This is a genomic window from Ketobacter sp. GenoA1, from assembly GCF_003671475.1.
Classification (GTDB): Bacteria; Pseudomonadota; Gammaproteobacteria; order Pseudomonadales; family Ketobacteraceae; genus Ketobacter.
Genome location: NZ_RCHM01000023.1, coordinates 453,161 through 466,312 on the forward strand (window position 1 = coordinate 453,161; position 13,152 = coordinate 466,312).

Below are 13,152 nucleotides of genomic sequence, written 5' to 3' on the forward strand. Positions count from 1 at the left end.
CTCGCTTAATATCCCGTTATAATCTCAGATCTTATCCCCTAGTTTAAGGGAATTTTTCCCGTTTTTAGCCGCTACTTTAGTCTAAAGGCCGGATCAAAGGCGGGCTTGGCGGTTATTGACCAGCGGCCGTGTCGGAACGTCAGGGTACGGTGATCACCAATCTCCTTCCCCCAACCGCCGTTTGAGTGTCTGCAGTTGCTCATGTGCCGCGTCAGGCAGGTGTTCACCACTGGAACCACCATAGTAGAAATACAGATGGTTCTCGAATTCGTTCATGCACTTTAACGAATACACCCGCACTTGCAGTCGGATGCACTCCTCCAGGTACAGGTTGGCCAGTGAGGCATCTGACTGATCCCCAAGCGTGCGCTCCAGAATCGAGATCAGATAGAGTGCGCGTGCTGTATCCTGTTTCTTAAGCGGCCTCTTGAGGAGCTGGTGGAGTTGCTTGCGCCAGAGCAATGCTTTGGGGCGATTCTCTTCATTAAATATAAATTCATGCTCGAGAGTGAACTGCTCGTTGAATGTTGAATAGATGGATTGCTCCAGTGAGTTAAGCTCAGGGGGTGTAAGTGACAATGTCTCCAATCCGGTTAGCCATGACAGGACAGCCTCTTGCGCATCGTTATTGAGGTTGGGCAGTGCCCGGGCCTGCTTCAGTTGTTCGGTCGCTTGGGTGGTGTTTGCAGAGGTCAGCAGGTTGATGTCAAGCAGCCGTTCAAGTGTTTTTCGGGATTGGATGCGGGAACGCTGGATCTCGGTTTGGTTGAGATGCGCCTCATAGGCAGCTTTTGCCTGATGGTAGTTGCGCAGGTAGTAATTAAACTCGGCATAACTGAAATCGTTAGCAAACAGGGAACGGTCCAGGTGCAGTTTCAGGTTGGATGGTTTCCCATCCTGGATGTGACAGCTACTGCATACCATGGGCACCCCGGACAGCAGATACTGGGCTGTTGAATAGGAGCCACTTCGATACAGGGATTTGGCTTGCTCCAGGGTATTCAACAGGCTCTGCTGCGAGATCAGCATGGTGACCGCGTGATCCGCCAGGAGTCCGGGGGTGTGGCGGGTGATTGAGATTAGCTTGTCTATATTCTGTTCGATTTCGCCTTTATTGGTTAGGGTTCGAAATGCCTGATCGTTATAGATATAGGGCATTAACGATGAGAGAGCGTGAGCGGCGTCCTGCATGGTGCCCTTAATTTCGGCCTCTTCCGCCAGCGAGCCGGTAGAGATCGACCAGGCTGCCAGCAACCCAAAAAGAAAACCTGAAAGCTTGTTACCCATGTGAGATCCAGTCAGTTTGTTAGTGTTTGATTTAGTGAGTGTTTATTTGCCCGTAAATGTAGGTATCATTATCAAATATCCCTAGGGAATCATAGCTGTCAGGGTCAATATTTCGTATAAAAGCGATAACTATCCTATATTTAGGGTAAGGACGCGTGAGGGTACGACCATGAAAGCAACTGGTTTGGAAAGAGTCCACATGCTGCAGAATGTTCCGACATTCGGCGGTATCAACGATGACGTACTTTCCTTTTTGCTGAAACACTCCAATACACGTGAATTCCAAGCCGGCGAAGTGATTTTTCGTGAGGGTGATTATACCGCATCAATGTTTGTGATTGAGGACGGGGAGGTCGCGATCTATAAGCAGAAGGCGGGGGAGGATTGCCTCATGGTGGTGCTCGGTGAAGGGGATTGTCTGGGTGAGATGGCGCTGTTTGATTATATGCCTCGCAGTGCGTCTGCCGTCGCTAAATCCGAATGCCGTTTGATCGAAATCACCTCACAGAATCTCTATGAAATCTACAAGAAGGACATGGAGCAATTTGCTCTGATTCAGATGAATCTGGGGCGAGAGATTGCCCGCCGCCTGCGCAAGGCCGATGAGCTTTGCGTAAAGTGTCCTTTGAGAGCGGATGCCGAAATTAAAACCTTTCGCCAGTGTCAATAACAAAAATAATCAGGGTAAGTACGATGGACGAAGTGAAAGAACAGAAGACAGAAAGCAAAGCGCTGTTTGCGCCCAGCAGAAGGTTGGAGTGGTCCGCCCCATTCAAGTGGTTAAAACTGGGTTGGAAAGACTATAAAGATGCCCGTGCGCTGAGCATGACCTATGGGCTGTTTTTTGCAGTGTGCGGATTACTGGTGTCGGCTTTGGTGGTGCGTTTTTCAAGCACGATTTTTCTGTTCAGTATCGGCGTATTTTTTATATTGCTTGGCCCTTTGATGGCCTTCGGATTATACGATGTGCCGCGGCAAATAGAGCATGGAGAAAAGCCCACCCTTGCTCACTCCTTGTGGCAGATCAGAAACAGCGCTCCCAATCAGTGGATCTTCGCAGTGGTTGTATTTGTGATTGCACTCATCTGGATGCGTGCGGCTACCATCATCCATGTATTCTACCCTGAAGGAGCTCACCCGGCCCTGGAGGAGTTGCTGACCTTTTTTGCCGTCGGCTGTTCCGTCGGGGCTTTTTTTCTGGGTCTGGTGTTTGGTATTAGCGCTTTTTCCTTACCCATGATGGTAGACAGGAAAGTGGATGCAATCTCAGCATCCCTATCAAGTCTCAGCGCGGTGATGAATAACATGGGTGTGTGCACTCTGTGGGCATTTCTCATTTTTGCGCTGGTGGTATTTGGGTTTGCGACAGCGTTTCTCGGTTTTATTATGGTATTGCCCATTATAGGTTACGCGACTTGGCACGGTTATGAGGATGTCATGCAGTAAAGCCCCCGGCCTATCATTTGTTGCCGGTCAGTGCGTTAAATGCAATGAGTTCCGTGAGTTTGGGCAGTAGTTGTTGCGGAAAATCATGCCCCATTCCTTTGATCAGCTCCAGTTTTGCACCCGGAATCGATTTGGCGCTGGCGATGCCACCCTTTTTGTGTACTAGCGGGTCGTCAGTACCGTGAATGATTTGAGTCGGACAGTTGATTCTTGATAGCAGGCGCTTGAAGCCGCCTGTAGCGATGATGGCATGACTTTGCCGTAAATAACTTGCGGGTCGGTACGAACGATCATAATCAGATGCGATGCGTTGCTGGAGTTCGTGTTCCGGGGTTGGGTATTTCGGGCTTGATATTTTTTTCCAGAATTGCAGAGAACGCTGTACGGCCGTGGCTTTATCGTGGCCTTTTTTAACACCATAGCCTGCCAGATTCATAAGAATATCCCAACGTGGCAGTGGTAACCCAGGTTCGTTGGTGGTCGACATGATGGAGGTGAGGCTTAGGGTTCGGTGTGAGTAAAGCGCCGAGAATAATTGCGCAATCATGCCCCCCATCGAGGCACCGACAATGTGGGCCTGCTCAATGCCAAGCGCATCGAGCAGGCCGGCGGTATCGCTCACCATATCGTACAACGTGTAATTACTGGTGATCGGTAGGCGTAAGCGTGAACGCAGCATGGCGTTGGGGAGATCAGCCTGTACCCCATTGTTGACGACTGACGACAAACCGATATCCCGGTTATCAAAGCGGATTACCCTGAACCCTTCGTTAACCAGGTTGTCCACCAATTGTTGCGGCCACAGGGTCAGTTGCGAGCCTAACCCCATAATAAGGATCATGGCAGGATCCCCCGAATAGCCTTCTTCCTGGTAATGAAGTGTAATACCGTGGACGTTGGCATCACCGCGTTTGATGGGGTGGTGCGTATTGAATTTCGATTGCGTAGACATTGGCTTTTCTCAGGCTTTTTCGTCAGGTTTTGTTGCAGCGAGCATATAGTTGATGGCCAGTGATTCGGTGGTGTGGTAAGACTTGTTGAACGGGTTTAACGATACCCCTTGCCGCCATATCGTGTCGAGGCCATTATCGCTCAATAGGCTGGACAGCGTAGCGGGCCTAACGAACTTTGACCATTGATGCGTGCCTTTTGGCAGCAGTTTCAGCACGTATTCTGCCCCGAGGATGGCAAACAGGTAACTTTTCAATGTACGGTTTATAGTGGACAGGAACATGAGGCCACCTGGTTTGACATGCTGACAGGATGCTTCTAAGAAAGTCTCAAGATTGGCCACGTGCTCAACCACCTCCATATTGAACACCAGGTCAAACTGCGCACTGAATGTGCCCGCTTCCTGGGAACGGTAGTCGATGTCGAGCCCTTGTTCAGCGGCATGCTGGCGGGCAATGGCAATATTGTTCTCTGCCAAGTCAATGGCGACGACCTGCGCACCCAATTTGGCCAGGCTTTCTGATAGGATGCCACCTCCGCAGCCGATGTCCAGAACCTGCTTGCCATGCAGTGGCAGCTTTGAATTGGAATCGATCCTGCTCTGCTGTGCGAGCTGTTGCAATAGGATCTTAATGCGAAACTGATTCAGTCGATGCAAGGGCCACATGGGGCCTTGGCTATCCCACCAGGTAGCCGCCAGCGCATTAAACCGGGCGATCTCGTTGTCATCAGCGGTTGTGGATGGTTCAGATGTCACGTGGCCACCCGGTAGCAAGGGGTGTAAGTTCCGTCTCCAATCTTCATACGGTTTTGATCCACAAAAGTTCTCAATAGCCTATCCAGAGCAGACATGATAGCGGGGTCACCGCTCAGTTCGAATGGGCCTTTTTCTTTGATTTGATTAATGCCCTGTTCCTTAACATTGCCGGCCACGATTCCCGAGAATGCGCGGCGCAGATTTGACGCCAGGTCATGGATGGGCTGGTCCTTGCTCAGATTGAGCTTGGTCATGCTTTCGTGAGTTGGATCAAACGGTATTTGCAGGTCCTTGGGAATATTGAGTTTCCAGTTAAAATAAAAAGCGTCCTTTGATTTGCGGCGATAGGTCATCACCTCATCTGCGCCTTTACGGACCGCTCTGGCGACTTCCGCGCAATCGCCACTGATCACGGTAAAGCGGGATTGAGCCTCCGGCCCCAGAGTGGCGCCAATAAACTGGTTGATGGTATCAAAGTAGGGGCGGTTATCATGGGAGGCGGCAAAAATTAACGGGAAGGGAATTCGTTTGTTGCTGGGGTGCAACAATACGCCCAGTATATAGAGGATTTCTTCAGCGGTACCGGCGCCGCCGGGAAAAACGATTACGCAATGGGCCAGGCGCACGAACGCTTCCAATCTTTTTTCTATGTCAGGCATGATGACCAGTTCGTTCACGATTGGGTTTGGTGATTCCGCTGCAATGATGCCGGGCTCGGTGATACCGATGTAACGCCGGTTTGGCACATGCTGCTTGGCGTGGCCAATGGTTGCACCCTTCATAGGGCCTTTCATCGCACCGGGTCCGCAACCGGTGATGATGTTCATGTCCCTGAGCCCCAGCTGGTAGCCCACTTCTTTGGTGAAGTCGTATTCGTCCCGGCTGATGGAGTGTCCACCCCAGCACACCACCAATGGATTGAAGTCACCTTTGCGTACGATATTTGCGTTCCGCAGAATATGAAAGACAGCGTCGGTGATTCCTGTTTGCGTACTGAGTTTAAAACGCTCCGAATTGCGAATTTCATTGGTGATGTAAACGACATCCCGCAGTACGGAAAAAAGCTGTTCTCGTATACCTCTGATCATTTTACCATCGACAAACGCCGAGGAGGGTGCATTGGACAGTTGCAGCTTGATACCCCGGGCCTGCCGGATAAAGCGAATATCAAAATCTTTAAACTGTTCCATGATTTCGTTGGTGTTGTCGTTGTTGTTGCCCGTATTCAACACCGCCAGAGCGCAACGACGGAAGATCTTGAACAGTTCTGCATCCGTTTGATTAACCAGTTGGCTGACTTCGGTTGGTGAGAGCAGTTCCAGAGCCGCTTCCGGTGATACGGTGGTGCTTGGCACTTTATCTGTCATAAATGGCCGGTTTCCTTACTCAGGTAGCAGTTCATTATAAAAGGTGAAATCAGTCGCTAATTATTCTACGATCTGCAGGGTATTCTATCTGTTAACTATAGCAGTTTGGGTAGCAATTTCTGTTACGTGCAGTGGGGGAATGAATCAATTATGGACATTAGACCTGTAGCAACTAAGCCTTTTGCCGGGCAAAAGCCGGGCACATCAGGATTGCGCAAGAAAGTTGATGTTTTTCAGCAGCCGCATTATCTGGCTAATTTTGTTCAGTCCATCGTAAATTCATTGCCCCGGGATCAGCGCGACTGCCTGGTTGTGGGCGGAGACGGGCGCTATTTTAATGCGGAAGCGACCCAGATCATACTCCAGGTTCTGGTTGGCAACGGCATTAAACAGGTGCTGGTGGGCGCTGGCGGACTGTTGTCCACACCTGCTGTTTCGCATTTGATCCGTAAATCAAACGCCAATGGGGGCATTGTTCTGTCAGCCAGCCATAACCCCGGTGGTCCGGGAAAGGATTTTGGCATCAAATTCAATAACGCCAGTGGCAGCCCGGCACCGGAAGCGGTTACCCAGGCGATCTATCAAAATACTCAATCTATATCGCAGTACCTGGCGGCTGACTTACCGCCTGTGGATTTGGCGGTGGGTGAGGAGTACCGGTTTGCAGAGACGACAATCAAAGTCGTGGACAGCGTGGATGATTATGCACAGCTTATGCAATCACTGTTTGATTTTGACAAGATATCAGAGGCGATCCAGTCCACCAGGCTGAGCCTGTGCTTTGATGGCATGCATGCTGTGACCGGGCCTTATGCCACGCGCATATTCAAAGACCTGCTGGGGCTGCCGGATAGGGCATTGAAAAACTGTGTTGCGCTGGCGGATTTTGGAGGTGGACATCCCGACCCCAATCGGGTGTACGCCCGTGAACTGTATGACTTCATGATGACCGATGAGGCACCGGAGCTGGGTGCCGCATCCGATGGCGACGGGGATCGCAATATGATCTTGGGGCGTAAGGCGTTTGTCAGCCCCAGCGACAGTCTGGCTCTGATTGCACAGCATCATCAGAGCATTCCCCAATTCAAGTCAGGGCTGGTGGGGGTTGCGCGGTCAATGCCAACCAGCACAGCACTGGACCGTGTCGCCCAGCATCTGAATGTTTCCTGTTATGAAACCCCAACCGGATGGAAATTCTTTGGTAATTTGCTGGATGAAGGGTTGGTGCGGTTGTGTGGTGAGGAGAGCTTTGGAACCAGCGGTGATCACGTGCGGGAAAAAGACGGCGTATGGACCGTGTTGTGCTGGTTGAGTATTTTGGCAGACCAGCAGCGTCCTGTAAGCGAGCTGCTCAGGCAGCACTGGACTGCATTTGGGCGCAGCTATTACTGTCGTCATGATTATGAAGGTCTGGAGGCAGATAAAGCCCAGACCATTATGGATCAACTCGTGCGTAACAGCGGAAGTATCCTGGGGCGCATGGTCAATGGAATGACGGTGTCTGACGTGAACGTATTCAGTTACGAAGATCCGGTGGACGGATCGGTTGCTCACAATCAGGGGGTACGGGTGCAGTTTGATGATCAATCAAGGGTGGTTTACCGGCTATCTGGGACGGGTACGGACGCCGCCACCTTGCGGGTTTACCTGGAGCAAATTGAGCGTGATGCGACCAATCAAGGCGCCGATGCCATCGAATACAATGATGTGCTGGGGGAGTTTGCCAACCACATCGCTCAAATCCGTGAGGTGAGCGGGTTATCCCAGCCTTCCGTGAAAACTTGAGCTAGGTCAACTTGACGGAGCAGGTTTGTTTCCACACAATCCGCTTTTCACAGACTGAGTTGATTAGTAATTTATGAAGACAAGTGAATTGACAGGCCGTGGTCTGGATTATGAGATGTACCGCCATGCCTGTAAGGTTTCCGGCAAAACACCCAGTGACGCTGAGTTCGAGCAGGGTTATCAGAAAGGACAGTTTCACTTTCACCAGGATAAGGCATTGTTGCTGGATCTGATGGAAACCTACAAGATAAACACGCAGTATTTGGCGCAGGAATGGTTGGCTTCCACGACCCGCAGCAGTGCATGGGGTGAGACGCCTTTGATAGCGGTATGCAGGTTGGTATTGATCCTTAGCCAATAGGGTTGGCTGGGTAATTTTGCAGCAACCATAGCAGGGATTGCTATACTGACTTATGCACAAGACCTTGATAAAAATCATAACGGCAACTGAGGCTTTGGGTGAGTCAATCTTTATTGAGAATTCAATTACTTAAGAAACTTTGGGTACACCTTACCCCAAAGGAGGTCTATGGCTTGTCCTCTCCGGACAAGATCCAGCGCTCCGGTCAGACCTTGGGTGAGGTACGGCGCAAGGAGCTGTCCCATATTCTCCATGTCGAGCGCCAACTGCACGAATTGCGTCGTGGCCACGCCAGCCTGGATCCTACCGGTAAAATTATCCGCTCTGCCGAAATCAGGGATATACGTGAGGTAAAGTTTGCCTCCATCATTGAGAACAGTGATCAAATTGAGGTGGAACAGGAGTCTTTACCGGATATCGCCAAGATGATGGAAAACGCCGCTGACGTCAGCCGTCATGATGCGCTGGAAAGGCTGCTGCGGTTGCAGAAGTTGTATCTGCTGACGGAGCGCATCATTTTGGGCCTGGCGTTAAACGATATCGATAAAGGGGCATTGGATCGGCGCTGGCTCAACCGCTGGAAGATCAATGCCAGTGAGTCTTCAAACGGGGCGCTGCAACAATTGTGGGCCCGAATTCTGGTACGGGAACTGATCAATCCCGGTACCACCAGTCTGCGCGCTTTGGAGCATCTTGCCTGCTTTAGTCTGGAGGATGCAGAGGGGCTAAATAAGTTAGGGTCCTGGGCCTGTGGTGATTTCGTTTATCGCAGCGCGTTGCAGGCCTTGCCCCGGGAATTTGACCTGGACCTGTTCGAAAACCTGGAAGAACAGGGAATCATTCGTGGAGTCCATGGCAAGGTGCTAAGCAAAACCCTATTCAGTCAGTCGCAAACGCATTTTGTCTGCCGGATATCCATGACCGATAAGCATTTGCTGATCCAATCCAGTCAGCCCCGGCCAGAACTGCATGTGCCCGCTTACATGATTACAAAGTTGGGCAGGGAATTGATCAGTCTGGTGAATGCCCCGGTGGATACTGCGTACCTGGAGGCCATGATGCAGGATCTGCATGCCCGTGGTATGAGCGTGAGCATCGATGACCGCGTGCAGGGTGATCGCCACTGCAACACGCTCTAAAATCATAAAAATACTACGTTTTTCCGAAAAGTTACTAAACTTAACCAAGTGACCGATTGTTCAGTTGGGGTGTTGTTGTGGAAAAACGCGATTTTCCTCGGGAAGGCGTTGATATTGACGCAGTCTTCAACTTTGGGGAAGGCGAAGGCAATCTCTGCAAGATTGAAGATTACAGTGGCGAAGGGATCTATGTGACCATTCCTGATCAGCGCTACCTGAAATCCGTTAAGGACAGTCTTACGGACATTGATTCCATTGTCACGGTAACGTTCAAGGCGGGCTCCCGCTATATCGCAATCGACTGCGTGGTGGTGCATCAGCAGGACAACGGTTTTGGGCTCAAGTTCGTACATCAGAATCCAAAGAATGTGGATGCCATCAAACTGGCTGCTGAAGCAACCGCAAAGCGCAAAAGTAACGATGCGCTACTGTCGAAAGAGCAGGGCCATAAAAATCTGGCGGCCGCCAGGAAATCCAACCTGATTAAAGTTGCCAACAGCAGAGCCAAATCGTTTCTTGAAGAACGCGTACCGGAATTCTTGCGAGCACTGAATGAATCGTTGATGACAGAAGCGGAGATTCAATCCAGCGATGCAGCGCAGCATCAATACTTTGATGCCATGGCAGGTTTCAAAAAACTTGCAAACAGACTACTGGAACAGCTGGATGGAACCATATCGGCGGATGCATCGGATGTAGCCAATGGACGCTGGAAGGAGAAGCGCGGGGAAACGTCAGCTGATGAGGCTGAAGGTTCACTCTCCCTGGTTGAAAAGGAGGAGTTTGAGGACTGGTTGATCGTGCGCGTGGCCACTTCCCGTACTGAGCTGCAATTCAGGGATATTCTGATCGAGCTCCAGTTGCGACTGGATGTAGCCTTTGGTCAGGAAGACTCCGGCCGTATTTATAATCCTTATGGGCCTGCCGCGTATTGCCATGCCTTTTACGACTGTATCCGCCCGCTGCGCCTCAGTCATAGAGTCGAGCGCCTGGTTTTCAAAATATACCAGGAACGCATCCTGTCGGAATTGGGCAGCCTGTATAAAGGATTGAATAAAATTCTGATCGACGCCGATGTGTTGCCGGATATTAATGTTGCTAAGTATTTGGCGAGCAAGGCACTGAAAGATCGAGCAAATGTCAAACGCGAAGCCACCGTTCAGCCAGCAGGAACACCGAATCCGGAGCATGACAAAACACCGCAAATGGAGCAGGCCATGGCAGGGCTCCCGGGGGCAGCGGTTGCAGGTGCACAGCTAGGATCATTTGAGCAGTTACAGGCCGGGCTTGCCCGTGCACGTAGCGCATATTCAACTGCCAGCAAGCTGTGGCAAATTCACAGTAATCAGGGCTCGGGAGGGCAGGTGCGTACTGCTGCTCAAGGTGGTGCTCCAGGTGAATTGAGCCCTGCACTTGCCAACGAGTATGCCCAAGCGATTCAGTCAGTGCGACACCAGGTACTGGATGGGTCAGTGAATCTGGATTCTCCGGGGGCACTGAAGCACTATATAGCGCAGGCCACCGGGCCTGAGTCCCCACTGGGGGAGCAGCACCTTGATTCCGCTGACATGATTGAAAACCTGTTTTCGAATATCGTTGAAAGCAGCAGAATTGAGCAGTCTTTACGTTCCGATCTGCGTAAGTTGGAAATACCCCTGTTGGAAGTTTTGTTAGCGGATCCCACTTTGTTTACTGCCGATTTTCATCCGGCTCGTCAAGCAGTGAATTACATAGCGCTGTTGTCTGATCGTGGCAGTGTCAACTTGAACCAGAATAAGCCGGTAATTCGGCAAAGCATAAACGAGTTGGTGCAAAAAGGAAGTTCTGATCCCGATACATTGAACAACGTGGTTGGTAAGCTGGATACACTGGTCGAAAAAGAGAAGAAACTCATTGAGCGAAACCTTTGTCGAGTAACAGAGGCCTGCGTAGGGCAGGAAAAGGTGAAGAGCGCCAACATCATGGTGGAGCGGGAGCTCACAAAACGACTGGGAGATCAGGATGTACCAGAAGCGGTTCTAAAACTGATCGACGGAGGCTGGCGTGATCTGATGCGGTTATGTTATTTCCGTGAAGGGTTGGGGAGCCGGGCCTGGGAGATGACATTGATCGTTATCGATCAGCTACTCTTACGCCTTGTTCCTGGGGCTTATGACGAAACCAAGATTCTGTTTAAGTCCGACGAGCTGACGAAATTGATCCAGAAGGGGATTTCCAAAGTCGAGAAAAATGCATCGAGTTCAGCGAACATCGTTTCAGAAATCGATACTTTACTACAAGATGGGGTAACTGACTCAACTTCTGTGGCGGTTTATAAAGCGCCACAGGGCATTGTGGAGAGCCCAGCCGAGCGACTGGTGAAACTTGGGCTTGATGATGACGATAAATCCATTCAACGTTGGATGAAACGGGCCAAGAGCTTGAAGGAAGGGCAATGGCTTGAATTCGACGCCAACTCGGATAATTCAGTTTTGAATCAGTTGGCCTGGGTTTCGGAACAGTTTGACCGCTATGTGTTTGTCAATCATCACGGCATGAAAGTGAAAGACATTTCCCTTGAAGAATTGGCACTAAAGCTAAAGAGCGGAGACATCATTGTGCTCAGTGATTCCAGTATGCCGGCGGTTGAGAAGGGGTTGGATGCGCTGATACAGAAGATCTATGATCAATTGGCTTTTGAGTCAGCTCATGATCAGTTGACGGGATTGATAACCCGCAAAGAGTTTGAGCGCTGCATTGCACAGTCTGTTGCCCGCTCCAAGAAAAATGATACCTACTATGTTCTGATATTCATCGACATACTGCAGTTCAAGGTGATCAATAATACCTGTGGTTACGAAGTGGGAGACAGTTTTCTGAGAGACGTGGGAAACAGGATTAAAAGTGTAGCCTTCAACGACGCTATGATTGGTCGTATTGGTGGAAACGAATTTGGTGTTTTAGTACCGATTGAGAACGAGAAAAAAGGCTATCTTTTGGCGGCGGAAATAAAATCTGCTATTGAAGAGAAGCGCTTTGTGTCAGGTGATCAAAGTTTTGTAATTACCGCAGTCGTCTCCATGATTGGATTCGGTAGTGAAAATAACCAGGTGCTTGAGCTGTTGCGTTCTGTTGAAGCGGCTGCCGAAATCTGTAAAAAATCCGGTCAAAAAGAAATTCAGCTGGTGCGGCCAGGTGATGAAAGGATGGAAGAGCGCGATGAAGTGATGTCGTGGGTCGCCCGCATTAATCGAGCACTGGATGAGGAGAATCTTAAAGTTCGTTGTCAGATGATTTATCCGATTATGGGGGGTAATTCCGGTCTGCCACATTTCGAGGTGCTGTTGACGGTAGTGGATGAGAACGGTGAGCATCTGCCTCCGGCTGATTTTATCAAGGCGGCGGAAGAATACAGCCGCATGGGTTCCGTAGATCGCTGGGTAATTGAGAGCGTGCTGGTCTGGATGAAGGAAAACCCTGATGTTCTTAGTCGTATGGGAGGCTTTTCCATTAATCTGTCGGGGCACTCTCTCAATGATGAAACTTTTCTGGATTTTATCTTCGAGGCGCTGGTGCGTTATCAGGTCCCAAGGCAGAAACTGATTTTTGAGATAACCGAAACCACGGCCGTCGCCAATCTTGAGGATGCTGCAGATTTTATCAATGAGATGAAAGGAATAGGATGCCGATTCTCGCTTGATGATTTCGGGGCCGGTCAGTCTTCCTATGCGTATCTAAAACGGCTGCCGGTGGACTTTATTAAGATCGACGGTGCTTTTGTACGAAATATATCTGAGGATGATGTGGACTATGCTCTGGTGAAATCCATCACTGAAATGGGGCATTTCCTCAATAAGAAGATTGTTGCAGAGTTTGTTTCATCAGAAGAAATTCTTGAAGTGGTCAAGGATATTGGCGTGGATTACGTGCAAGGGTACTATCTGGGGCGGCCGGTTATGATCGAGGATCTGGAGGGCTCATTACAGCCCAATCATGAAATGGCATAAGCCTGGATCCGTGTCTGGTCAATTCAACGATCAATCGGTACAGTAGGGATCATTGATTCTATGTGGCGATTGT

The 13,152-nt window shown here is 50.2% G+C and carries 10 protein-coding genes; 6 read left to right on the forward strand and 4 right to left on the reverse strand.

Annotation, left to right across the window (positions count from 1 at the left end):
* Positions 1 to 153: 153 nt before the first annotated feature.
* Positions 154 to 1,287 (reverse strand): hypothetical protein, encoded by a 1,134-nt coding sequence (locus D9N13_RS10645; protein ID WP_290589246.1) that lies wholly within the window; start codon positions 1,285 to 1,287, stop codon positions 154 to 156.
* Positions 1,288 to 1,456: 169 nt separating this feature from the next.
* Between D9N13_RS10645 and D9N13_RS10650 the strand changes: the two genes are divergently transcribed.
* Both D9N13_RS10650 and D9N13_RS10655 read left to right on the forward strand, forming a co-directional pair.
* Complete coding sequence (locus D9N13_RS10650; RefSeq protein WP_290589249.1) at positions 1,457 to 1,957, forward strand: Crp/Fnr family transcriptional regulator; 501 nt, start codon at positions 1,457 to 1,459, stop codon at positions 1,955 to 1,957.
* Positions 1,958 to 1,980: 23 nt separating this feature from the next.
* A complete protein-coding gene (locus D9N13_RS10655; protein ID WP_290589252.1) occupies positions 1,981 to 2,733 on the forward strand; it encodes a DUF2189 domain-containing protein in 753 nt (250 codons plus the stop codon).
* A gap of 13 nt (positions 2,734 to 2,746) precedes the next feature.
* Here the strand turns inward: D9N13_RS10655 and D9N13_RS10660 are convergent, their stop codons facing one another.
* Genes D9N13_RS10660 through ppnN form a run of 3 tightly spaced genes read right to left on the reverse strand, consistent with a single transcriptional unit; the run spans position 2,747 to position 5,808 of the window.
* On the reverse strand, positions 2,747 to 3,685 hold the full coding sequence (locus tag D9N13_RS10660) for an alpha/beta fold hydrolase (RefSeq protein ID WP_290589255.1): 939 nt from the start codon (positions 3,683 to 3,685) through the stop codon (positions 2,747 to 2,749).
* A gap of 9 nt (positions 3,686 to 3,694) precedes the next feature.
* Complete coding sequence (gene ubiG / locus D9N13_RS10665) at positions 3,695 to 4,441, reverse strand: bifunctional 2-polyprenyl-6-hydroxyphenol methylase/3-demethylubiquinol 3-O-methyltransferase UbiG (protein WP_290589259.1); 747 nt, start codon at positions 4,439 to 4,441, stop codon at positions 3,695 to 3,697.
* Positions 4,438 to 5,808, reverse strand: coding sequence for a nucleotide 5'-monophosphate nucleosidase PpnN (gene ppnN / locus D9N13_RS10670; protein WP_290589262.1), 1,371 nt, complete (start codon positions 5,806 to 5,808; stop codon positions 4,438 to 4,440). The genes ubiG and ppnN overlap by 4 nt, the downstream gene beginning before the upstream one ends.
* A 150-nt stretch (positions 5,809 to 5,958) precedes the next feature.
* Here ppnN and D9N13_RS10675 point away from each other — a divergent pair, with 150 nt between their 5' ends.
* The 4 genes from D9N13_RS10675 (at position 5,959) to D9N13_RS10690 (ending at position 13,079) form a co-directional block, all read left to right on the forward strand.
* Entirely contained in the window at positions 5,959 to 7,593 is a 1,635-nt protein-coding gene (locus tag D9N13_RS10675) for an alpha-D-glucose phosphate-specific phosphoglucomutase (RefSeq protein ID WP_290589265.1), read from the forward strand.
* A gap of 73 nt (positions 7,594 to 7,666) precedes the next feature.
* A complete protein-coding gene (locus D9N13_RS10680; protein WP_290589268.1) occupies positions 7,667 to 7,954 on the forward strand; it encodes a hypothetical protein in 288 nt (95 codons plus the stop codon).
* 173 nt (positions 7,955 to 8,127) lie between these two features.
* Positions 8,128 to 9,093 carry a DUF2806 domain-containing protein gene (locus D9N13_RS10685; RefSeq protein ID WP_290589271.1) on the forward strand — a complete coding sequence of 322 codons (966 nt, stop codon included), beginning with the start codon at positions 8,128 to 8,130 and terminating at the stop codon, positions 9,091 to 9,093.
* A gap of 77 nt (positions 9,094 to 9,170) precedes the next feature.
* Positions 9,171 to 13,079: a DUF1631 family protein gene (locus tag D9N13_RS10690; RefSeq protein ID WP_290589274.1), complete on the forward strand. Its 3,909-nt coding sequence runs from the start codon at positions 9,171 to 9,173 to the stop codon at positions 13,077 to 13,079.
* Positions 13,080 to 13,152: the final 73 nt, after the last annotated feature.

Bases quoted from the DNA above. Each gene is read 5' to 3' on its own strand.
- D9N13_RS10660 (WP_290589255.1), bottom strand. From the start codon at position 3,685: ATGTCTACGCAATCGAAATTCAATACGCACCACCCCATCAAACGCGGT.
- D9N13_RS10680 (WP_290589268.1), top strand. From the start codon at position 7,667: ATGAAGACAAGTGAATTGACAGGCCGTGGTCTGGATTATGAGATGTAC.
- D9N13_RS10675 (WP_290589265.1), top strand. From the start codon at position 5,959: ATGGACATTAGACCTGTAGCAACTAAGCCTTTTGCCGGGCAAAAGCCG.
- D9N13_RS10650 (WP_290589249.1), top strand. From the start codon at position 1,457: ATGAAAGCAACTGGTTTGGAAAGAGTCCACATGCTGCAGAATGTTCCG.
- D9N13_RS10645 (WP_290589246.1), bottom strand. From the start codon at position 1,287: ATGGGTAACAAGCTTTCAGGTTTTCTTTTTGGGTTGCTGGCAGCCTGG.
- ppnN (WP_290589262.1), bottom strand. From the start codon at position 5,808: ATGACAGATAAAGTGCCAAGCACCACCGTATCACCGGAAGCGGCTCTG.
- D9N13_RS10655 (WP_290589252.1), top strand. From the start codon at position 1,981: ATGGACGAAGTGAAAGAACAGAAGACAGAAAGCAAAGCGCTGTTTGCG.